This is a genomic window from Streptomyces sp. NPDC050619 (genome assembly GCF_040654815.1).
Taxonomy (GTDB): domain Bacteria; phylum Actinomycetota; class Actinomycetes; order Streptomycetales; family Streptomycetaceae; genus Streptomyces.
On sequence record NZ_JBFAIR010000009.1, the window covers coordinates 191,305 to 211,475 of the forward strand.

Here is a 20,171-nt window from a genome sequence, read left to right on the forward strand (position 1 = left end):
CAAGGAGTCGCTCATGCGCCACCCCCCGCGTTCAGTACTCTCAGCCGTCGCCGGCACGGTCGCCCTTGTCGGGTCCATGTCGAGGGCGAACCGTCGCCCACCCCGGATCCGACGGATCCGCCGGACGCCGCTGAACTCACCGCACCCGCCCTGCGCGTATCTGGCAACAAGCTCGTGGACGCGGAGGGCGGCACCCGCCGCCTGCTCGGGGTGAACCGGTCCGGCGGCGAGTTCATGTGTGTTCAGGGCCGTGGCATCTTCGACGGCCCGGTCGACGACGCCTCCGTCAACGCGATCGCCGGCTGGAACGCCAACACCGTCCGCATACCGCTCAACGAGGAGTGCCGGCTGGGCCTGTCCAACATCGAACCGCAGTACGCCGGCGCCCACTACATCAACGCCGTCAAGGACCTGGTGGCGAAGGTGAAGGCGAACGGCATGACGCCGATGCTCGAACTGCACTGGTCCCACGGCCAGTACACCGGCAACTCCGCCGGCTGTGCGGACGTGTACGCCAGCTGCCAGAAGCCGATGCCCGACATGCGGTACAGCCCGTCCTTCTGGGCCTCGGTGGCGAACACCTTCAAGGACGACCCGACCGTCGTCTTCGACCTGTTCAACGAGCCCTATCCGGACCGCGCGACCTCCACCGTCACCCAGGCCTGGCAGTGCTGGCGGGACGGCGGCACCTGCCCCGGCATCGGGTATGAGGTCGCCGGTATGCAGGATCTCGTCGACGCCGTACGCGATACCGGCGCCAAGAACCTGATCCTGGCCGGTGGTATCGCGTACTCGAACGACCTGAGCCAGTGGCTGACGTACAAGCCCACCGACCCGGCGGGCAATCTCGCCGCCGCCTGGCACGTGTACAACTTCAACTCCTGCTCGACCGAGAGCTGCTTCAACTCGACGCTCGCCCCGGTGGCCGCTCAAGTACCGCTCGTGGCCGGGGAGATCGGCGAGAACACCTGCTCGCACGGCTTCATCGACCAGGTCATGAAGTGGTTCGACGACCGCGGCCTGTCGTACCTGGGCTGGACCTGGAACACCTGGAACTGCAACACCGGTCCCGCCCTGATCTCCAGTTACGACGGCACGCCCACGCCCTTCGGCATCGGGCTGCGCGACCATCTGCGCGCCCTGAACGGCTGACCACTCCCGCAACCGAGCCATTCCCGCAACCGAGTCACACCCGAACCGAGCTACATCCGCAACCGAGCCTCATCCGCAACCGAGCCTCATCCGCAACCGAGCCTCATCCGCAACCGAGTCACCCGCAACGGAGAAGGAACCCGCACTCATGAGTCGTACGAGAACCGCGATGCTCGCGGCCCTGGCGCTGGTCGCCGGGGCCTCCGGGACGGCATTCGCCGTCGTCCCCGGGGACGTCGGCGCCGCCGCCGTCCCCTGCACCGTCGACTACAAGGTGCAGAACCAGTGGGACACCGGCTTCACCGCCGCCGTCACGGTCACCAACAACAGTGCGGCCAAGTCGAATTGGTCGCTGAAGTGGTCGTACGCAGGGAACCAGAAGGTCACCAGCGGCTGGAACGCCAAGATCAGCCAGAGCGGTGCCGCCGTCACCGCGGCCAACGAGAGCTACAACGGGACGCTGGCCACCGGCGGTTCGACCAGCTTCGGCTTCCAGGGCACCTACAGCGGCACCAACGCGATCCCGGCCACCTTCACCCTCGACGGCGTGACCTGCAACGTCGATGGCGGCGGCGGTCCCACGGATCCGCCGGGTCCGACCGGCCCCAAGGTCGACAACCCCTACAGCGGCGCCAAGGTGTACGTGAACCCGGAGTGGTCCGCGAAGGCCGCCGCCGAGCCGGGCGGCAGCCGTATCTCCAACCAGCCGACCGGTGTCTGGCTGGACCGGATCGCCGCCATCAACGGCGTGAACGGCGGCATGGGCCTGCGCGACCACCTCGACGAGGCGCTGACGCAGAAGGGCTCCGGCGAACTCGTCGTCCAGCTGGTCATCTACAACCTGCCCGGACGCGACTGCGCCGCCCTGGCCTCCAACGGCGAACTCGGCCCGACGGAGATCGACAAGTACAAGACGCAGTACATCGACCCGATCGCGGCGATCCTCGCCGACCCGAAGTACGCCGCGCTGCGGATCGTCAACACCATCGAGATCGACTCGCTGCCCAACCTCGTCACCAACACCGGCAGCCGCCCGACGGCCACGCCGGAGTGCGACGTGATGAAGGCGAACGGCAACTACCAGAAGGGCGTCGGTTACGCCCTGAACAAGCTGGGCGACGCGGCGAACGTCTACAACTACATCGACGCCGGGCACCACGGCTGGATCGGCTGGGACGACAACTTCGCCCCGTCGGCCGCCCTCTTCAAGGAGGCGGCGACCACCGAGGGCGCCACGGTGAACGACGTCCACGGCTTCATCACCAACACGGCCAACTACAGCGCCCTGAAGGAGAACAACTTCACCATCAACGACAACGCGGGCGGCAAGTCGGTCCGCGAGTCGAAGTGGGTGGACTGGAACCGGTACGTCGATGAGCTGTCGTTCGCCCAGGCCTTCCGCAACCAGCTGGTCACCAGCGGCTTCAACTCCGACATCGGCATGCTGATCGACACCTCCCGCAACGGCTGGGGCGGCGCCGCCCGGCCCACCGGACCGGGAGCCACGACCAGCGTGGACACCTACGTCGACGGCGGCCGCTACGACCGCCGTATCCACATCGGCAACTGGTGCAACCAGTCCGGCGCCGGCCTCGGCGAGCGCCCGCAGGCCAGCCCGGCCGCCGGGATCGACGCGTACGTGTGGATGAAGCCTCCGGGCGAGTCCGACGGTTCGAGCGAGTTCATCGAGAACGACGAGGGCAAGGGCTTCGACCGGATGTGCGACCCGACCTACACGGGCAACCCGCGCAACGGCAACAACATGTCCGGCGCCCTGCCGAACTCCCCGCTGTCGGGGCACTGGTTCTCGGCGCAGTTCCAGGAGCTCATGAAGAACGCCTACCCGGCGCTGTAACACCCTGAAATGATCCGCCGGGGTCAGCCTTCGCGGGCCAGACCCCGGCGGATCGCGAACTCCACCTCGGCGACGCGCGGCATCTCATTCCCGATGCTGATTCCGCCGACGTTTTTGCCGTCACGGCAACACCGGTGGCCCTCGTACGGTGCGTCGGAGCACGCTGGCCGCACCCGGACGAGAGGCTGACCCCCATGGCGCATCACCACCACCACACCGACATCGACTGGAACGAGATGGCCCCGCTGCTGGAGAGCCATGCGGAGCTGTTCACGCCCCTGTACGAACGGGCCCTCGCCTGGCTCGGGCACAAGCAGACCGAGCCCGGGCTGATCGTCGACGCGGGCAGCGGACCCGGGGTCGTCTCGTGTCTGCTCGCCGATGCCTTTCCCGGCGCCCGGGTCGTCGCCGTCGACGGCACCGAGCCGCTGCTGGAACGGGCCCGCGCCCGCGCCGCCCGGCTCGGCGTCGCCGACCGCTTCGGCACACTCGCCGGTGAACTGCCCGACGTCCTCGGTGACTTGGAGTACCCGGCCGACCTGCTGTGGGCCAGCCGGAGCTTGCACCACCTCGGCGACCAGCGTGCCGCTCTCGCCGCCTTCGCCGCCCGGCTCGCGCCCGGCGGCACGCTCGCGCTGATGGAGGGCGGACTGCCCGCCCGGTTCCTGCCCCGCGACATCGGCATCGGACGGCCCGGGCTCCAGGCGCGGCTCGACGCGCTGGAGGAGGAGTGGTTCGCCACGATGCGCGCGGACCTGCCCGGCTCCGTCGCCGAGGCCGAGGACTGGCCGGCGCTGATGGCCGCGGCCGGCCTGCGGCACACCGGCACCCGCAGTTTCCTGCTCGACCTGCCCGCACCGACCACGGACCGGGCCCGCGCCTACGTCGTCGCCTCCCTCTCCCGCCGCCGCGAAGCCTTCGGCGAACAGCTCGACGCCACCGACCGTGACACCTTGGACCGGCTCCTGGACCCGGACGACCGGGCAAGCGTGCACCACCGGCCGGATGTCTTCCTCCTGGAGGCGCATACGGTGTACACCGCGGTGCACGCCTACTGAAGCCACCTCCTCCTGTTGTTCTCGCCCTTGACTTCGAGAGTGCTCCAACTGATGGACTCCGGGCGTCCACCGCAGAACAACAGGGGGTACTCATGACCGACTCACCGGTCGCGCTCGTCACCGGCGCAGGCAGCGGCATCGGCGCCGCGGTCGCCCGGCGGCTGCTCGACGCCGGCCAGCGGGTGGCCGTCACCGGCCGCGGCGAGGAAAGACTGCGCGGCTTCGCCGAGGAACTCGGCCACCCCGACGGCCTGTTGACGATCGTTGGCAACGCGGCCGAGTACGACCATGTACGGTCGGCGGTCGACCGTACCCTCAAGGAATTCGGTCGACTGGACACAGTCGTCGCCAACGCCGGTTTCGCCACCCACGATTCGGTCGCCGAGGGCGATCCCGCCGGGTGGACCGAGATGGTGCTGACCAACGTGCTCGGTCCCGCGCTGCTCATCCGTGCCTCGATCGACGCCCTGAAGGAGACCCGCGGGCGGATCGTGCTGGTCGGCAGTGTCGCCGGATTCGTGCCCACGCCGGGCAACATCTACGGGGCGACCAAGTGGGCGGTGACCGGGCTCGCCGAGAACACCCGGCGTCAGGTGACCGAGTTCGGGGTGGGCGTGACGCTGATCGCGCCCGGCCGGGTGGAGACCCCGTTCTGGGACTCCTACGGCAGCCTGCCGCCCGGTCACCTGCTCACCGCCGACCAGATCGCCGACTCGATCGTGTGGGCCGTCGGGCAGCCCGCGGGCATCGACGTCAACACCGTCGTCATACGGCCGATCGGGCAGCCCAACTGAAAGCGGCAGCGCGCCCCGGACCCCGCCTCGCGGCGGTGTCCGGGGCGCATTGCCGAGCCCTCGTACGCCAGGACGTCAGGCCAGGTCGAACACCGCCGGGTCCGGACCCAGGCGACGGTCCTCGTTCAGCGCGCTGATCGCCGCCAGGTCCTCGTCGTCCAGGCTGAAGTCGAACACCTCGATGTTCTCCCTGATCCGGGACGCAGTCACGGACTTGGGGATGACGACGTTGCCGAGCTGGAGGTGCCAGCGCAGCACGATCTGGGCCGGGGTGCGGCCGTGCTTCTGTGCGATGGCCACGATCGCCGGGACCTCCAGCAGGCCCTTGCCCGAACCGAGCGGCGACCAGGCCTCGGTGGCGATGCCCTGCTCCGCGTGGAACTCGCGGACCGCGCGCTGCTGAAGGTGCGGGTGGAGCTCGATCTGGTTGACCGCCGGGATCACGGAGGTCTCACCGATCAGGCGCCGCAGGTGCTCCGGAAGGAAGTTGGAGACGCCGATGGCGCGGATACGGCCGTCCGCGTGGAGCTTCTCGAACGCCTTGTACGTGTCGACGTACTTGTCCGCGGACGGCAACGGCCAGTGGATCAGGTACAGATCGAGGTAGTCCACGCCCAGCGTCTCCAGCGACGTGTCGAAGGCGCGCAGCGTGGAGTCGTATCCCTGGTCGCTGTTCCAGAGCTTGGTGGTGAGGAAGATGTCCTCGCGGGGGACGCCGGAGGCGGCGATCGCCTTGCCGGTGCCTGCTTCATTGCCGTAGATCGCCGCTGTGTCGATGCTGCGGTACCCGGCCTCCAACGCGGTGGCGACCGCCTGCTCCGCCTCGTCGTCCGGCACTTGCCAGACGCCGAAGCCCAGCTGGGGCATCTCGACGCCGTTGTTGAGGATGATCGGGGGGACCTTGCTGCTCACGAGCTCTTGATCCTTACGGTTGTCGTCAGGTGTTACCTCTGATACCTCCTGTCGTCAACGATCACGGACCCTGATGCATTCCTGACCGTGGAATCCCGTGGAATCCCGTGGATTGGCCGGAAATGCATCCGACCTATTCGGTCCGGACCATTGACGTCGCTGCCTCGTGAGGCGACTCTGCTGCCGCGTGCCTTCTGCGAGGCGGAGGCTCCTGTTCGTCAGACATCGGATGAAAGAGTTCCTTTCGAAACGGCAGCCGCGGCCATCAACTCCCCGGGCGACCAACGACTTCCACGGCCTGGGTGCCTTCCTGATCATGAACGAACAACTGCGAGGTGATTAGTGTCATGAGCACATCCAGAAGAGCACTGCTGGGTGCCGCCCTCGGCGGCGCGGCGGGAGCCGCGGTCGGTCTGCCGGCCGCGACCACGGCGCACGCCGCCTCCTGGCAGCAGAAGTGGGCACCGTCCGCGAGCGGTGACGGCCTCGGCGCCTTCGAGACGATCGAGGAGGACCGCGCGGACTCGCACTCCGCGGGGCAGCCCCACATCTACGCCACCGGCGACAACTGGCGCTTCAACATGCATACGGTCGACCGTGACACGTCGACCGACCGCCAGCGGCAGGAGGTCACCGGCCTGCGCACCGGCGGCAGCAGCTACTTGAAGTGGACCGAGGGCCAGACCTGGCGGGTCACGTACTCCATGTACATCCCGAGCTCGCTGAAGGCGACCACCACCTTCACGCACATCATGCAGATGAAGCAGCCGGGCAGCGGCACCTCGCCGATCGTCGTGCAGTCCCTGCGCCGGGTGAACGGCAAGCAGACCATCGAGCTGAAGCTCGCCATCGACGACATCCTCGTCGGCCGCACCGATCTGGATCCCCTGCACGACAAGTGGACCGACGTGGACTTCCAGATCAAGGTCGGCAACGGCTCGGCGGGTTCGGTCCGCTGGATCCTCAAGAGCGGCGGTTCGACCGTCATCGACGCGTCGAAGACCGGCGTCGACACCTTCCTCGCCGACCGTGTGCGCCCGAAGTGGGGCATCTACCGCTCCCTCGGCGACACCTCCGGCTCTCTGCGGGACACCTACCTCCTGCTCACCAAGCTCCGCGGCTACCAGCTCGGGTGAGGATCATCCCCCGCCGCGTGAAGCCGGTGGCCTAGGCCCGGTACAGCGCCTCGACCTCATTGGCATACGCGTTCTCGATCGCCTTGCGCTTCAGCTTCAGCGACGGGGTCAGCAGGCCGTGCTCCTCGGTGAACGGCTGGGCCAGGATGCGGAAGGTGCGGATCGACTCGGCCTGCGAGACAAGGGTGTTGGCGGCGACCACCGCGCGCCGCACCTCCGTCTCCAGGTCCGCGTCGCGTACCAGCTCGGCCGGCGACAGCTGTGGCTTGGAGCGCATCGTCAGCCAGTGCTCGACGGCCTCGTGGTCGAGGGTGACCAGGGCGGCGATGTACGGGCGGTCGTTGCCGACGACGATGCACTGGGCGACCAGCGGATGGTCCCGCACCCGCTCCTCCAGCACCCCGGGGGAGACGCTCTTGCCGCCGGAGGTGACCAGGATCTCCTTCTTGCGGCCGGTGATGGTGAGGTAGCCGTCCTCGTCCAGCGAACCCAGGTCGCCGGTGGCCAGCCAGCCGTCGTGCAGGGTCTGGTCGGTGGCCTTGGGGTTGTTGAGATAGCCCTGGAAGACGTTCTCGCCGCGCAGCCAGATCTCGCCGTCGTCCGCGATGTGCACGGTCATGCCGGGGATGGGCTGCCCGACGGTGCCGTAGCGCGTGCGCTCGGGCGGGTTGGCGGTCGCGGCCGCCGTGGTCTCGGTGAGGCCGTAGCCCTCGTAGATGTGCACGCCCGCGCCCGCGTAGAACAGCCCGAGGCGCCGGTCCATCGCCGAGCCGCCCGTCATCGCTTGCTTGATGCGGCCACCCATCGCGGCCCGAATCTTGGAGTAGACGAGCTTGTCGAAGAGCTGGTGTTGCATCCGCAGACCCGTCGACGGGCCGGGCCCGCTGCCCCAGGCCTTCGCCTCCATGGCGTCCGCGTACCTCACGGCGACGTCGACGGCCTTCTCGAAGGGTCCGGCCTTGCCCTCCTTCTCCGCCTTGCGGCGGGAGGCGTTGAACACCTTCTCGAAGATGTACGGCACCCCGAGGAAGAACGTGGGCCGGAAGGCGGCCAGATCGGGGAGCAGGGCGGCGGCGTTCAGCTGCGGCTGGTGGCCGAACTTGACCCTGCCGCGGATCGCGGCGACCTGGACCATCCGTCCGAAGACGTGCGCGAGCGGCAGGAACAGCAGCGTCGCCACCTCGTCGCCCTTCTTCGAGTGGAACACCGGCTCCCAGCGCGCGACGACCGTGTCCGCCTCGTGCATGAAGTTGCCGTGCGTGATGACACAGCCCTTGGGGCGGCCCGTGGTGCCCGAGGTGTAGATGATCGTCGCGATCGAGTCGGGGGTGACGGCCTGCCGGTGCCGGTGGACCACCTCGTCGTCGAGGTGGGCCCCGGCGTCGTACAACTCCTGTACGGCGCCGGCGTCCAGCTGCCACAGCTGGCGCAGCTGCGGCAGCCGGTCGATGACGGTGGCGATCGTCATCGCGTGGTCCTCGTGCTCCACGATCGCGGCCGAGACCTCGGCGTCGTAGAGCATCCAGAAGCACTGCTCGGCGGACGAGGTGGGGTAGACCGGCACCACCTGGGCGCCGATCGTCCACAGTGCGAAGTCGAACAGCGTCCACTCGTACCGGGTGGGGGAGATGATCGCGACCCGGTCGCCGAAGCGGACGCCCCGGGCGAGCAGGCCCTTGGCGAGCGCGAGGACCTCGTCGCGGAACTCGGCGGAGGTGACGTCCCGCCACTGGCCGCCCTCGTCCTTGCGGCCGAGCGCGATGTACAGCGGGTCCGCCTGGGCATGTTCGAAGACGACGTCGGCCAGACCGCCCACCGGCGGTGCCAACGCCAACGGAGGGTTGGTGAACTCGCGCAAACCCCGCTCCCCGCTTCTTGTGACGCTCCCCACAGCGCGGTGAAAGCTACCCCACCCAGGATCTGGGCGGGAGGGGGGTCGAACACGAGCAGTGCCCAGGCACACACCGCTCGGTGACGTGAAATGCGCCCACATGGGGAAGGGTCGGACAGTTTACTTACGGAGAAGTAGGTTTTGGTGCCGTAATCTCCACCGAATCTGTACGACCCGATTACCCCCGACACGCCCGGCCGTTCGCCGTCATCCCCGGGTTGCCGCCTTCTCCTTTGTCAGCGTCGCCGTGGCCGGTTCCGTTACCGCCTCCCGCGCCGCGCCCGGTGTCCTGACCAGGGTCAGCACCAGCGCTCCGGCGATCATGGCGATCAGACCGGCGGTCACCGCGGCCGTGTTGAGCCCGGAGGCGAAGGCGGATCGCAGGGTGTGCTCGGAGAAGACGCCGCCCAGCGCACCGGCGCCGCCGCCCGCCAGGGCGTGGGCCGCGTCGTGCGGCAGCGAGTCCTGCATATGGGAGGTCAGCACCGTACCGAAGACCGCGATCCCGAGCGCGTAGCCGAGCTGGCGGAAGGTGTTGACCGCGCCCCCGGCCATGCCCGCCCGCTCCGGCGGCACCGCCGCCAGCGCCGCGCCCGCGATGCCGGGCGCCACCAGCCCCGTACCGGCACCCACCAGGATCAGTCCCGGAACCAGCGCGCTCGCGGTCGATCCCGCGTCCAGAACGGCCATGCAGAACTGCCCGGAACCGATCAGCAGCAGCCCGCCCCCGATGGTGATCCGCGGCGGCACACCGTGCAGCAGCCGGCCCCCGGCCGCCGCCACCGCGAACGAGGCGAGCGAGAGCCACAGGAAGACCATGCCGCCCCGCACCGGGCTCATCCCGAGCAGCGTCTGAAGCCAGATCGAGGTGTACGCCATGACGCCGAACGCCGCCGCGTTGAAGGCGAGCGCACCCGCCATGACGCCGGAGAACGCGGGCTTCAGGAACAGCCGAGGGTCGATCAGCGGGTCGGCGACGCTCCGCTCGACCACGACGAAGCAGACCAGCGCCACGACCGCCAGCGCGAAGCAGACGAGCGTGCCGGTCTGCGTCCAGCCGTGCGACCCGGCCCGTACGGCCCCGTACGTCACCGCACCGGCGAACGCCGCGAACGTCACCGTGCCCGCCCAGTCGACCCGGCGCCCGAGCTTCCCTCGCGACTCCGGCACCACGCGCAGCGTCAGCCACACCGAGACCACACTGACCGGCAGGTTCACGAAGAAGATCCACCGCCAGCCCGGCCCGGCGGTGAGCAGTCCGCCGACCACCGGCCCCACCGCGGCCGCCGCACCGCTGACCGCGCCCCACACGCCGAGCGCCACCGACCGCTGCCGCCCCTGGTAGACCGAGCCCAGCAGCGGCAGCGTCGTGGCGAACATCGCCGCCGCGCCCACGCCCTGGAGCCCGCGCGCGGCGACCAGCATCCCGGGCCCGGAGGCGAGCCCGCACAGCAGCGACGCCACCGCGAACAGCACCACGCCCGCCACATGCACCCGCCGCCGCCCCAGGACGTCGGCCGCGGCCCCCACTCCGAGCAGCAGCGCGGCCAGCGCCAGCGCGTACCCGTCCATCACCCACTGGAGATCGCTCAGCGAGGCGTCCAGCGCCCGCGCCATGTCCGGCAGCGCGACGATCGCGATCGTCACGTCCAGCAACAACATGAACGTGCCCAGGCACACCGCCGTCAGCGGTCCCCATGTGCGCATGTCCTCAACTCCCGTTCGATGGATCCGTGTGCCTCCGTACGATGGCTGCCGCACGGTCGATCACCACGGTGACCGGCGTCCTACTGCCGGAACTCGACAGGAGCGGGCATGCTGACGCGGGAATCCCACACACTGGACCAGCTCGACCTTCAGCTGTTGTCGGCCCTGGAGGTCAACGGCCGCGCCTCCTTCAGCCGGCTCGGAGCGGTCCTCGGCGCGTCCGACCAGACCATCGCGCGCCGGTTCCGCCGGCTGTGCTCACGCGGCGGGCTCAGGGTCGTCGCCGTCCGGGACGCCCATCGCCTCGGGCAGGACCAGTGGATGCTGCGGGTGCGCTGCGCGCCCGACAGCGCACCGGCCATCTCGGAAGCGCTCGCCAAGCGGCCGGACACGGGATGGATCGCACTCGCCTCCGGCGGCACCGAGATCGTCTGCATGACCCGGCCGCGCAACCCCGGGGACCACGACGAACTGCTGCTCGGCAAACTGCCCCGCACCCCCACGGTCATGGAGATCCGCGCCCACCAGCTGCTCCACCGCTACTTCGGCGGGCCGACGGGCTGGCTGACGAAGTTCGCGGCGCTCACGCACGAGCAGACCGCCGCCCTGCGCCCGCACCCGGAGCCCGGACCGGGACGGGTCCGCATCGACCCGGAGGACGAGACGCTGGTCGCCGTTCTCGAGCGCGACGGGCGGGCCGGCCTGCCCGAACTCCAGCGGGCCACCGGCCGCTCCGAGTCCGCCGTCAAGCGCCGCCTCGCCGCCCTGCTCGCCTCCGGGGCCGTGTACATCGACGTCGAGTACGACTCGGAGACGCTCGGCTACGCGCACGCCGCCGCCCTGTGGATCACCACCGCCCCCGGTGACCTGCACTCCGTCGGCCAGGCCCTCGCCACCCACGACGAGATCGCCTTCGCCAGCGCCACGGCCGGGCCGTCCAACATCGTCGTGACCGCCGTCGTCAAGGACACGGCGGGTCTGTACGCCTACCTGAGCGGTCCGCTCGGGCAACTGCCCGGCGTCCAGCACGTGGAGGCGACGCCGTTCCTGCGCCGGGTCAAACAGCTCACGTACCGGCAGCCGTCGCGCTGACCGTCCGGGCGCTTCTGATGGGCCTTCACACCGCACGCCGATCGCGAACACCAGCCGGCCGCGTCACCAACCTGTCCGGTCAGCACACCTAGCGCCGGTGCAACCGATCCCCGCCCGCCAGGATCGCCGCCGCCAGCGCGTCGGCCGCGCCCTGGGCCGCGCCGCGGCGGCGGCCGTGGACCAGCACGAAGTCGACCCGGCCGAGTTCCGGCAGCCCGGCCCGCTCGGGCACGCGCACCAGGCCGGGCGGGATCAGCCCCCGGGAGTGGCACATCACCCCGAGGCCCGCGCGGGCCGCCGCGATCAGCCCGTTGAGGCTGCCGCTGGTGCAGGCGATGCGCCACGGCCGCCCCTGCCGCTCCAGGGCCTCCAGGGCGAGCGCCCGGGTGATCCCCGGCGGCGGGTACACGATCAGCGGCACCGGACGGTCCGCGTCCAGCCGCAGCCGCTCCGCGCCGATCCACGCCAGTTCGTCGCGCCAGACCAGCCGGCCGTGCGGATCCTCCGGGCGCCGTTTCGCCAGCACCAGGTCCAGCTTCCCGGCCGCCAACTGCTCGTGCAGCGTGCCGGACAGCTCGACCGTCAGCTCCAGGTCGACCTCGGGATGGTCGTAGCGGAAGCCCTCCAGGATCTCGGGCAGCCGGGTCAGCACGAAGTCCTCCGACGCGCCGAAACGCAGCCGGCCGCGCACCCGCGTCCCCGTGAAGAACGCTGTCGCCTGCTCGTGCACCGCCAGGATCCGGCGCGCGAAGCCGAGCATCGCCTCGCCGTCCTCCGTCAGCTCCACGGAGTGCGTGTCCCGGCTGAACAGCTGCCGCCCCGTGGCGTCCTCCAGGCGCCGTACGTGCTGGCTGACGGTGGACTGGCGCAGCCCGAGGCGCCGGGCGGCCTGGGTGAAGCTCAGCGTCTGCGCCACCGCCAGGAACGTACGCAGCTGGGAGGGGTCGTACACGCCCCCAGGCTATCGCGGAACGCGATGACAGTGAGAGCGGTATACGGGATTCCCGATCGCCGCGTGAGGGAGCACGATGAGAGGGGGACCCGTGACCCCCGTATCGCCGACAGTGACAAGCCGACAGTGACAAGCAAGTGGAGCACCGTGAAACGCCTGCGATGGCCGAGCTGGATGCCGATCGACCCGTACATCCTGCTGCTGCTCGGGACGGTGGGCCTCGCGGCGCTCCTCCCCGCCCGCGGGAGTGTGGCCGACGTGGCCTCCGGCGCCTCCACGGGCGCGATCGCCTTCCTCTTCTTCCTCTACGGCGCCCGTCTGTCCACGCGTGAGGCGGTGGACGGACTCAAGCACTGGCGGCTCCACGTCACCGTGCTGGCCTGTACGTTCGTCCTGTTCCCGCTGCTGGGCCTGGCCGCCCGCGGACTCGTCCCGGTCTTCCTGACCCACCCGCTCTACCAGGGCCTGCTCTTCCTCACCCTCGTCCCGTCGACCATCCAGTCGTCGATCGCCTTCACCTCGATGGCCCGCGGCAACGTGCCCGCCGCGATCTGCGCCGGCTCCTTCTCCTCCATGATCGGCATCGTCATCACCCCGCTGCTGGCCGCCGCCCTGCTCGGCAACAGTGGCGGGGGATTCTCGGCCGACTCGCTCATGAAGATCGTGCTCCAGCTGCTGGTGCCCTTCCTCGCGGGGCAGTTGCTGCGCCGCTGGATCGGCGGGTTCGTCGCCCGGCACAAGAAGGTGCTCGGCCTGGTCGACCGCGGCTCGATCCTCCTCGTCGTCTACACCGCGTTCAGCGAGGGCATGGTCCAGGGCATCTGGGGCCAGGTGAGCCCCATCAGGCTGGGCGGCCTGCTGCTCGTCGAGGCCGTGATCCTCGCCGTGATGCTCGCCGTGACCTGGTACGGCGGCAAGGCGCTGCGGTTCGACCGCGAGGACCGGATCGCGATCCAGTTCGCCGGCTCGAAGAAGTCCCTCGCCGCCGGACTGCCCATGGCGAGCGTCCTGTTCGGCGCGCACGCCTCGCTGGCGGTGCTGCCGCTGATGCTCTTCCACCAGATGCAGCTGATGGTGTGCGCGGTGATCGCCAAGCGCCGCTCGCACGACCCGCGCGATCCGCACGACCCCCGCGATTCGGACCAGGAGGTCACCCTGTCGGCGCCAGCCGCAGCGTCACGAACCGCGGTCGGTACAGGGACACGTTCCGATTGAGCTGGGCGGCGGCGCCGGTCGGCTCCAGCCAGTTGACGTCGTAACTCAGCACCAGCCGCCCGCCGTCGCCCAGTTCGGTGTGCACCTGCGGGTTGTAGGCGGCGACCTGGCCCCGCGGCAGCGCGGCGCCGAAGTCCTTCATCGGGCCGTGCCAGGGGCCGGTGGGCGAGCAGGCCCAGTACGAGGTCACCGTGGTCAGCCCCCGCGTCCCCGCGGCCATCGTGAACAGGACGTACGTCCCGCCCGTGCGCACCACCGAGAACGCGCTGCCCACCCCGGTGCGCCGCCCGTCCCCGAGCACCGCGGCCGGACGGGCACCGGCCGCCCAGCGCGAACCGTTCCAGTACTGCCAGGCGGCCGGCTCGCCGAGCCTGCCCTCCGGCACCCGCGCCGCGTACGCCGACGAGGTGGGCCGGGACGCGGCCTGGCCGTCGTCGCCGCCGAAGACGTACGTCCAGCCGCCCCGGGAGACCAGCGTCGTGCCGAACAGCACGCGCCGGGAGGGATCCTGGACCAGCTGCTGGTCGATCACCGGTACGACCGACTCGACGCGCAGGTCGGGCAGGGAGAGCGTGGCGACCTCGGTGGCGGTGGGCACTCCGTAGACCCAGGGGGCCGCCCCCGTGGTCCGCACCCACAGCAGCACCCGCAGCACCTGTTCGGAGGAGCCGGGGGAGCGGGGCTCGACCCGGGCGGCGACCGGCCAGCGCCACTGGCCCGGGGCGGGGTCGGGAAAGAGCGGGGAAGGGAGCGTGGACTCCAGGCGGCCCTCGCGCATCACGACGGCCGAGTTGCGCACGAGCGGCGCCGTCCCGTCCCGCCAGGCGTAGGACTCGCCGACCGGGTTCGGCGGGCCATGCACCTGGCCGAGGTAGGTGTCCGAGAACAACCACAGCACCCGACCGTCCGGCAGCCGCACCGAGTGGGTGCCGTCGCCGCCGGTCCAGTCATCGGTGCGGGTCGCGTCGTCGCCGTAGCGGGCGAACTCGGAGGTGAGACGGTCGTCCGCCGACCACGAGTCGACGGCATGCGGTATACAGTCGCCGCCATCCTGCGGACCGTCGTCACCCTCCGGGAGTGCGGTGAGCAGCACGGCCGCGAGAACCAGGGCCAGCACCACGCCGGCCCCGACTCCCATCCGCTGTCGTGCTCGTATGTCCTCGGGCACGCTCCGCGACGTTAGCGGCTGTCGCTCACCTGGTCCATGGGCAGCCACAGAACCGTGTTCCCCAGGGGTGCCGTCCCGGCGGTGAGTTCCGCGTCGGTGAGGGCCCGGTCCCAGACATGGACATCGTCGATCGCGCCGGTGAAGAAGGCCCGGCTGTCCATGCGCTGCCCGATGTGCACGCCGAACGGCGAGTTGCGGCTGACCGAGCCCCGCACGTCCGCGGTGCCGATCGCCCTGCCGTCGATGAACAGTGTCAGTCGCCCGCCGCCGCGGCGCAGGGCCAGACGGTGCCACCGGCCGTCGTTGTAGGCGCCGGTGGTGGTGACGGACGCGGTGCGCACGGTCTTCGCGCCCTCCCGCACGGTGATCTGGCCGCGCATCCGGTTGCCCGCCGGCTCGCCGCGCAACCAGACCTGCGGCTGGCTGTTGCCGACCCCGCCCATCCACAGCAGCGGCTGCTCCCCGCTCCTGGCGGTGTAGCGGAATCGCAGGGACGCCGTGAACTCCTTGGTGCCCAGAGCGAGTTGCTTGCGGTACGGCAGGCGTACGGCGTCGTCGGCGCCGTCGAACCGAAGCGCCCCGCCCAACACGCCGGCGGTCGCCCGGGCGCCACCCAGCACGGCCGCGCCGCCGGCGCCCGGGGCGAGGTCGACGGTGGTCGGGTCCGGGGCGCGGCGCGCTCGCAGCCAGTCCTCGGTGAAGCGGGCGAAGCGGATCTCGTCGCGGGCGTCGGCGGCGCCGCCCTCGTACAGCAGGCCCACCGTGTCGGCGTCGATCGGTGCCAGGTCGGAGTAACCGGACCAGTCCTTGGTGACGACCGTGCCGCGGTCGACGCTCTCCCAGGTGCGTCCTTCGTCGTGCGAGGAGCGGATCATCATGGTCCGGCGGCGGTCGGGGTCGGCGGGGCAGGACAGCAGGAGGCGGTCGTCGAAGGGGAGTGTCGCGCACTGGACCTGGGGCGCGTAGAGGTCCGGGAGGCCCTGGAAGGGGGCGGTGAAGCTGGTGCCGCCGTCGCGGCTGACGGCCTGCGCGCGGTGGCCGATATCGGTGCCCTCCTGTTCGCGGCCGCTGACCAGGACCGTGCCGTCGGTGCGCTCGGTGAGCGTCAGCTCGGACGGCTTCTGCCCGAAGACGCCGTCCGCGCCGATCGGCCAGGAGTCGCTGGCACCGACCTTCCAGTGGTCGCCGCCGTCGTCGCTGACGATGAGCGCCGCGTGGTTGGTGGTGATCCGACTGCCGTTCCACGTCTCGGTGTTGACGCCGAAGACCAGCCGGCCGGCGTACGCGCCGCGGGTGAGCTGGATGCCGTGCACAGGGCCGGTGGCGTACCAGGAGTTCCAGTGTGCGGGCAGGGCCTCGGGGCTCAGGTCGCGCGGCGCCGACCAGGTGCGGCCGTCGTCGTCGCTGTACTGGAGATGGGGGGTCCGGTCGCAGGGCACGGAGCAGCCGGCGCTGTCCCTGCGACCCGTGTTGTGTGTCTGGGCGAGCAGAATGCGGCCGGTTTCCCGGTCCACGATCGGGGTCGGGTTGCCGTGTGTGTCGCCGCCGCCGTCGCTGACGACCTGGAGCGGGCCCCAGGTGCGGCCGCCGTCCGTGGAGCGCTTGAGGACGATGTCGATGTCGGCGGCGTCACCGCAGTTGAGGACCCGGCCCTCGGCGAAGGCCAGCAGTGTGCCGTCGACCGTTTGCACGATCGTCGGGATGCGGAAGCAGGCGTAGCCGGGGTCCTCGGAGGCCTTGAAAACGACCTGCTGCTCGAACTCCGCCGCGGCAGTGGGTGACGGCGCGCGCACGGAAGCGGGTGATTGGGCGTGGACGGACATGGGTGACGCGGCCAGCGCCGCCGAGGCGATGACCGCTGTCAGGGTGATGGATCCCGGACGGGCACGAAGCCGCGCCGGCAGGGGACGACCTGACCTTTCCTGTCTGAACATCTGGTCAGCCTATGTCTGACGGTGCGTCATATACGTCAGCCGGAGCGGGCGGGCCGCTGCTCCAGATGGGTGGTGACGAACTGTCAGGGCACGCATGGGTGTCGGCGGCGGGCGGTCAGGGGCGCAGCAGTACCTTCCCGAGGTTGCTCCGCGAACATCCGCCACAGCTCCAGCCGCCACCGTTCGTACCGTTCCGGCCGCATCGCGGGCGATCCGCGCCATCTGGAACCCGATCACGGACTTGGCGCCCACGAGAAGGTCGTACGCCTGGATCGTCCCGCCGCCCGAGCTGTACGCCACGAGCCGCCCGCCCGGGGCCAGCGCGGCGAGCGCCGGGGTGAGCAGTTCGCCGCCGACCGCGTCGAGGACATGGTCGGCGGGATCGCCCCAGACGTCGTCGCCGCAGACCACGACCGCGTCGGCGCCCCGGGAGCGGACGAAGGCGGCCTTCGCCGGGTCGGAGACCGCCCCCACGACCCTGGCCGCGCCGCGCGCCCGCGCGAGCTGTACGGCCAGCTGCCCCATGCCGCTCGCCGCCGTGACCAGGGCCGTCTCGCCGGGCGTGGGCCGCGCTGTCGCCAGGGCGCCGAGCGCGACCAGGCCGCCGCGGACCAGGGCGACCGCGGCGACGGCCGAGGCGCCGTCCGGCACGGGGAGGCCATGTCCGAAGAGGGTGCGCTTCCCGACGGACTGAGCCCTCAGACCAGTACCGTTCCGCCGTCCACGACCACCACCGAGCCGGTGCTGAAGCCGCCGCGCATCAGATACAGATACGCCTCGGCCACATCCTCCGGCTCGCCCACCCGCCCGACCGGAAGCGACTGGGCGGTGGCGGCGAACAGCCCCTCCCGGGCCTCCTCGGGCAGGTCCCGCCACAGCTCGGTGCGGACCATCCCGGGCTCCACCACGTTGACCCGGACCGGGGCCAACTCCAGGGCCAGCGCCCGGGTGAGCGACTCCATCGCCCCGCACAGGCTCGCCGCGACGCTCGTCCCCGGCATCGGCCGGCGCGCCACCGTCCCGGTGGTCAGCACCACCGACCCGCCCTCCCGTATCGACGGTGCGCCGTACTTCACCGCCGTGTACGCGCCCCACAGACGGGTGTCCAGGAAACTCCGGGCGCGACCCAGGTCCGACTCCGCGACGCTCTCCATCAGCAGCGACTCGCCGGCCGTGAACACCAGATGGTCGAAGTCGCCGATCCGCCCGAAGAAGCCGCGCACCGCATCCTCGTCCTTCACATCCAGCACCTGGCCCTCCGCGCCCTGCGGCAGCCGCTCCAGCGCCGCCTCCACGCTCTCCTTCCGGCGCGAGGCGACCACCACCTCGGCACCCTCACGCGCGGCCGCCTCGGCGACCGCGAACCCGATCCCTCCCGTACCGCCGATGACGACGATCCGCTGTCCTCGCAGATTCATGCCATTCCCCTTCCAAGGCCCTGGTTGACGTGGTTCAGCCTGCGGCCGTTCCCAACCCGCCGTCCAAGACCTCTTTCGGCGTCGGCGATACCCTGAAGGCATCGTCGGCGGATCGACGGAAGGGGATGCCTTGGACCTCGACCTGCGGAAGGTCCGCTACTTCGTGGCGGTCGCCGAGCAATTGCACTTCGGCCGCGCCGCCGAGCGACTGCACATCGCGCAGCCGGTGCTGAGCCGTCAGATCCGCGCGCTGGAAAAGGACTTGGCCGTCACGCTCTTCGAACGCGACAGCCACGGGGTGACCTTGACGGTGGCGGGTCGGCAACTCCTCGACGATGCCCGGCACCTGCTCGCCTCCGCCGACGCCACCAGGCGCAGGGTGCGGGGCGCGGCCCGCGGACCGCGCCGCCTCGTCGTCGGCTTCCGGGCGGGCGTGGTCGTCACCCACGCGGTGCGTGCCTTCGGTGCCCTCCACCCCGATGTCGACGTGCAGGCCCGGCGAGTGGAATGGGACGACCAGGAACGGCTGATCCTCGACGGGAGCGTCGACCTCGCCTATCTGCGGCGGCCGATCGACGAGCGCGGACTGAAGCTGCTGCCGCTGCACACCGAGACCCGCGTGGCGATGCTCCCGGCCGATCACCGGCTCGCCGGCAAGCGGGAACTCGCCATGGCCGACCTGGCCGGCGAGACCTGGCTGCGCTACATCGATCCCCGGCCGGACGACCTCCCGATCCGGACCATCGAGGAGAAGTTCGAGCGCGTGGCGTGCGGGCTCGGCATCACCCTCGTACCGCGGTCCGTCGCCGAGCAGTACTCCCGCCCCGACATCACGTACGTGCCCGTCCTCGACGCCGAACCCGACCAGGTGTTCCTGGTCTGGGAGGCGAGTCGCCGCTCACCTCTGATCGCCGCCTTCGCCGAGGCCGCGCAGGAGGTGACGGGCGGCCAGAGGGTGTGAGACGGGGCCCCTGCGGCGCAGGGGGCGCTCCCCGCCGGTCGGGGCCCCGCCGCCGTGTCGCGGGGAGCCGGTCAGCCCTGGGCGGCCGCGGCCCGCAAGGCGATGCGGTCCTCGCCCGCGTACACGTTCATGGAGCTGCCCCGCAGGAAGCCCACCAGCGTCAGACCCGTCTCCGCGGCCAGGTCCACGGCCAGGGAGGAGGGCGCCGAGACGGCGGCCAGCACCGGGATGCCCGCCATCACGGCCTTCTGCGCCAGCTCGAAGGAGGCCCGGCCCGACACCAGCAGGAGCGTGCGGGACAGCGGCAGGTCCCCGTTCTGCAGGGCGCGGCCGACCAGCTTGTCGACCGCGTTGTGCCGGCCCACGTCCTCCCGGATGTCGAGCAGCTCGCCGTCTTCCGTGAACAGGGCCGCCGCGTGCAGGCCCCCGGTCCGGTCGAAGACCCGCTGGGCCGCGCGCAGCCGGTCGGGGAGGCTCGCGAGCAGCTCGGGCTCGACGCGGACCGGGGGAGTGTCGGCGATGGGCCAGCGGGCCGTCGTACGGACCGCGTCGAGGCTGGCCTTGCCGCACAGACCGCACGACGAGGTGGTGTAGACGTTCCGCTCCAGGGTGATGTCGGGGATCACCACATCCGGGGCCGTCCGCACGTCCACCACGTTGTACGTGTTCGAGCCGTCTGCGGTCGCGCCCGCACAGTAGACGATATTCAGCAGATCGGATGCGGCAGCCAGTACACCCTCGCTCACCAGAAAACCGGCGGCGAGCGCGAAGTCGTCACCCGGGGTGCGCATGGTGATGGCGAGCGGCTTGCCGTTCAGCCGGATCTCCAGTGGTTCCTCGGCGACGAGCGTGTCCGGGCGGCTGGAGACCACTCCGTCCCGGATGCGGATCACCTTGCGTCGTTCCGTGACTCGTCCCATGTCCTG

15 protein-coding genes and 2 pseudogenes are annotated in these 20,171 nt (G+C 70.7%); 8 read left to right on the top strand and 9 right to left on the bottom strand.

All coding sequences use genetic code 11. The features are described 5' to 3' along the window. Positions 1–90: 90 nt before the first annotated feature. The 4 genes and pseudogenes from AB0I77_RS17425 to AB0I77_RS17440 all read left to right on the top strand — a co-directional run. Positions 91–1,152, top strand: a pseudogene (locus AB0I77_RS17425) (cellulase family glycosylhydrolase); the annotation flags it as partial. 148 nt (positions 1,153–1,300) lie between these two features. Next, complete coding sequence (locus tag AB0I77_RS17430; protein ID WP_363283423.1) at positions 1,301–3,007, top strand: glycoside hydrolase family 6 protein; 1,707 nt, start codon at positions 1,301–1,303, stop codon at positions 3,005–3,007. 194 nt (positions 3,008–3,201) lie between these two features. Further along, on the top strand, positions 3,202–4,065 hold the full coding sequence (locus AB0I77_RS17435) for a methyltransferase (RefSeq protein WP_363283424.1): 864 nt from the start codon (positions 3,202–3,204) through the stop codon (positions 4,063–4,065). Positions 4,066–4,157: 92 nt separating this feature from the next. Continuing rightward, entirely contained in the window at positions 4,158–4,859 is a 702-nt protein-coding gene (locus AB0I77_RS17440) for an SDR family oxidoreductase (RefSeq protein ID WP_363283425.1), read from the top strand. Positions 4,860–4,934: 75 nt separating this feature from the next. Here the strand turns inward: AB0I77_RS17440 and AB0I77_RS17445 are convergent, their stop codons facing one another. Continuing rightward, a complete protein-coding gene (locus AB0I77_RS17445; protein WP_363283426.1) occupies positions 4,935–5,771 on the bottom strand; it encodes an aldo/keto reductase in 837 nt (278 codons plus the stop codon). A 347-nt stretch (positions 5,772–6,118) separates the two neighbouring features. Here AB0I77_RS17445 and AB0I77_RS17450 point away from each other — a divergent pair, with 347 nt between their 5' ends. Continuing rightward, positions 6,119–6,907, top strand: a complete 789-nt coding sequence (locus tag AB0I77_RS17450) for a heparin lyase I family protein (protein ID WP_363283427.1) — start codon at positions 6,119–6,121, stop codon at positions 6,905–6,907. Between the two features lie 31 nt (positions 6,908–6,938). Here the strand turns inward: AB0I77_RS17450 and AB0I77_RS17455 are convergent, their stop codons facing one another. Beyond that, positions 6,939–8,765, bottom strand: coding sequence for an AMP-binding protein (locus tag AB0I77_RS17455; RefSeq protein WP_363283428.1), 1,827 nt, complete (start codon positions 8,763–8,765; stop codon positions 6,939–6,941). A 240-nt stretch (positions 8,766–9,005) separates the two neighbouring features. Continuing rightward, positions 9,006–10,505: an MFS transporter gene (locus tag AB0I77_RS17460; protein WP_363283429.1), complete on the bottom strand. Its 1,500-nt coding sequence runs from the start codon at positions 10,503–10,505 to the stop codon at positions 9,006–9,008. Positions 10,506–10,613: 108 nt separating this feature from the next. Between AB0I77_RS17460 and AB0I77_RS17465 the strand changes: the two genes are divergently transcribed. Then, positions 10,614–11,597 carry an Lrp/AsnC family transcriptional regulator gene (locus AB0I77_RS17465; RefSeq protein ID WP_363283430.1) on the top strand — a complete coding sequence of 328 codons (984 nt, stop codon included), beginning with the start codon at positions 10,614–10,616 and terminating at the stop codon, positions 11,595–11,597. A gap of 88 nt (positions 11,598–11,685) precedes the next feature. Here the strand turns inward: AB0I77_RS17465 and AB0I77_RS17470 are convergent, their stop codons facing one another. Next, positions 11,686–12,549 (bottom strand): LysR substrate-binding domain-containing protein, encoded by an 864-nt coding sequence (locus tag AB0I77_RS17470; RefSeq protein WP_363283431.1) that lies wholly within the window; start codon positions 12,547–12,549, stop codon positions 11,686–11,688. 174 nt (positions 12,550–12,723) lie between these two features. Between AB0I77_RS17470 and AB0I77_RS17475 the strand changes: the two genes are divergently transcribed. Next, the gene (locus tag AB0I77_RS17475) at positions 12,724–13,764 is read left to right on the top strand and encodes a bile acid:sodium symporter family protein (RefSeq protein WP_363283522.1); all 1,041 of its coding nucleotides are present in this window, start codon (positions 12,724–12,726) and stop codon (positions 13,762–13,764) included. Here AB0I77_RS17475 and AB0I77_RS17480 read toward each other — a convergent pair. The 4 genes and pseudogenes from AB0I77_RS17480 to AB0I77_RS17495 all read right to left on the bottom strand — a co-directional run bounded on the left by AB0I77_RS17480 (position 13,700) and on the right by AB0I77_RS17495 (position 18,284). Further along, a complete protein-coding gene (locus AB0I77_RS17480; RefSeq protein WP_363283432.1) occupies positions 13,700–14,932 on the bottom strand; it encodes a DUF4185 domain-containing protein in 1,233 nt (410 codons plus the stop codon). The genes AB0I77_RS17475 and AB0I77_RS17480 overlap by 65 nt on opposite strands. Positions 14,933–14,943: 11 nt before the next feature. Further along, positions 14,944–16,836, bottom strand: a complete 1,893-nt coding sequence (locus AB0I77_RS17485) for a sialidase family protein (protein WP_363283523.1) — start codon at positions 16,834–16,836, stop codon at positions 14,944–14,946. Positions 16,837–17,018: 182 nt separating this feature from the next. Next, positions 17,019–17,520 (bottom strand): annotated as a pseudogene (locus AB0I77_RS17490) (zinc-binding dehydrogenase); the annotation flags it as partial. 44 nt (positions 17,521–17,564) lie between these two features. Further along, positions 17,565–18,284, bottom strand: coding sequence for an SDR family oxidoreductase (locus tag AB0I77_RS17495; RefSeq protein ID WP_363283433.1), 720 nt, complete (start codon positions 18,282–18,284; stop codon positions 17,565–17,567). Between the two features lie 130 nt (positions 18,285–18,414). Here AB0I77_RS17495 and AB0I77_RS17500 point away from each other — a divergent pair, with 130 nt between their 5' ends. Further along, positions 18,415–19,245 (top strand): LysR substrate-binding domain-containing protein, encoded by an 831-nt coding sequence (locus AB0I77_RS17500; RefSeq protein ID WP_363283434.1) that lies wholly within the window; start codon positions 18,415–18,417, stop codon positions 19,243–19,245. A 71-nt stretch (positions 19,246–19,316) separates the two neighbouring features. Here AB0I77_RS17500 and fdhD read toward each other — a convergent pair whose 3' ends face one another. Next, positions 19,317–20,165: a formate dehydrogenase accessory sulfurtransferase FdhD gene (gene fdhD / locus AB0I77_RS17505; protein ID WP_363283435.1), complete on the bottom strand. Its 849-nt coding sequence runs from the start codon at positions 20,163–20,165 to the stop codon at positions 19,317–19,319. Positions 20,166–20,171 lie beyond the last annotated feature (6 nt).

Coding starts and splice junctions, on each gene's coding strand:
- AB0I77_RS17460 (WP_363283429.1), bottom strand. CDS start 10,505: ATGCGCACATGGGGACCGCTGACGGCGGTGTGCCTGGGCACGTTCATG.
- AB0I77_RS17475 (WP_363283522.1), top strand. CDS start 12,724: ATGCCGATCGACCCGTACATCCTGCTGCTGCTCGGGACGGTGGGCCTC.
- AB0I77_RS17495 (WP_363283433.1), bottom strand. CDS start 18,284: ATGAATCTGCGAGGACAGCGGATCGTCGTCATCGGCGGTACGGGAGGG.
- AB0I77_RS17450 (WP_363283427.1), top strand. CDS start 6,119: ATGAGCACATCCAGAAGAGCACTGCTGGGTGCCGCCCTCGGCGGCGCG.
- AB0I77_RS17430 (WP_363283423.1), top strand. CDS start 1,301: ATGAGTCGTACGAGAACCGCGATGCTCGCGGCCCTGGCGCTGGTCGCC.
- AB0I77_RS17440 (WP_363283425.1), top strand. CDS start 4,158: ATGACCGACTCACCGGTCGCGCTCGTCACCGGCGCAGGCAGCGGCATC.
- fdhD (WP_363283435.1), bottom strand. CDS start 20,165: ATGGGACGAGTCACGGAACGACGCAAGGTGATCCGCATCCGGGACGGA.
- AB0I77_RS17435 (WP_363283424.1), top strand. CDS start 3,202: ATGGCGCATCACCACCACCACACCGACATCGACTGGAACGAGATGGCC.
- AB0I77_RS17465 (WP_363283430.1), top strand. CDS start 10,614: ATGCTGACGCGGGAATCCCACACACTGGACCAGCTCGACCTTCAGCTG.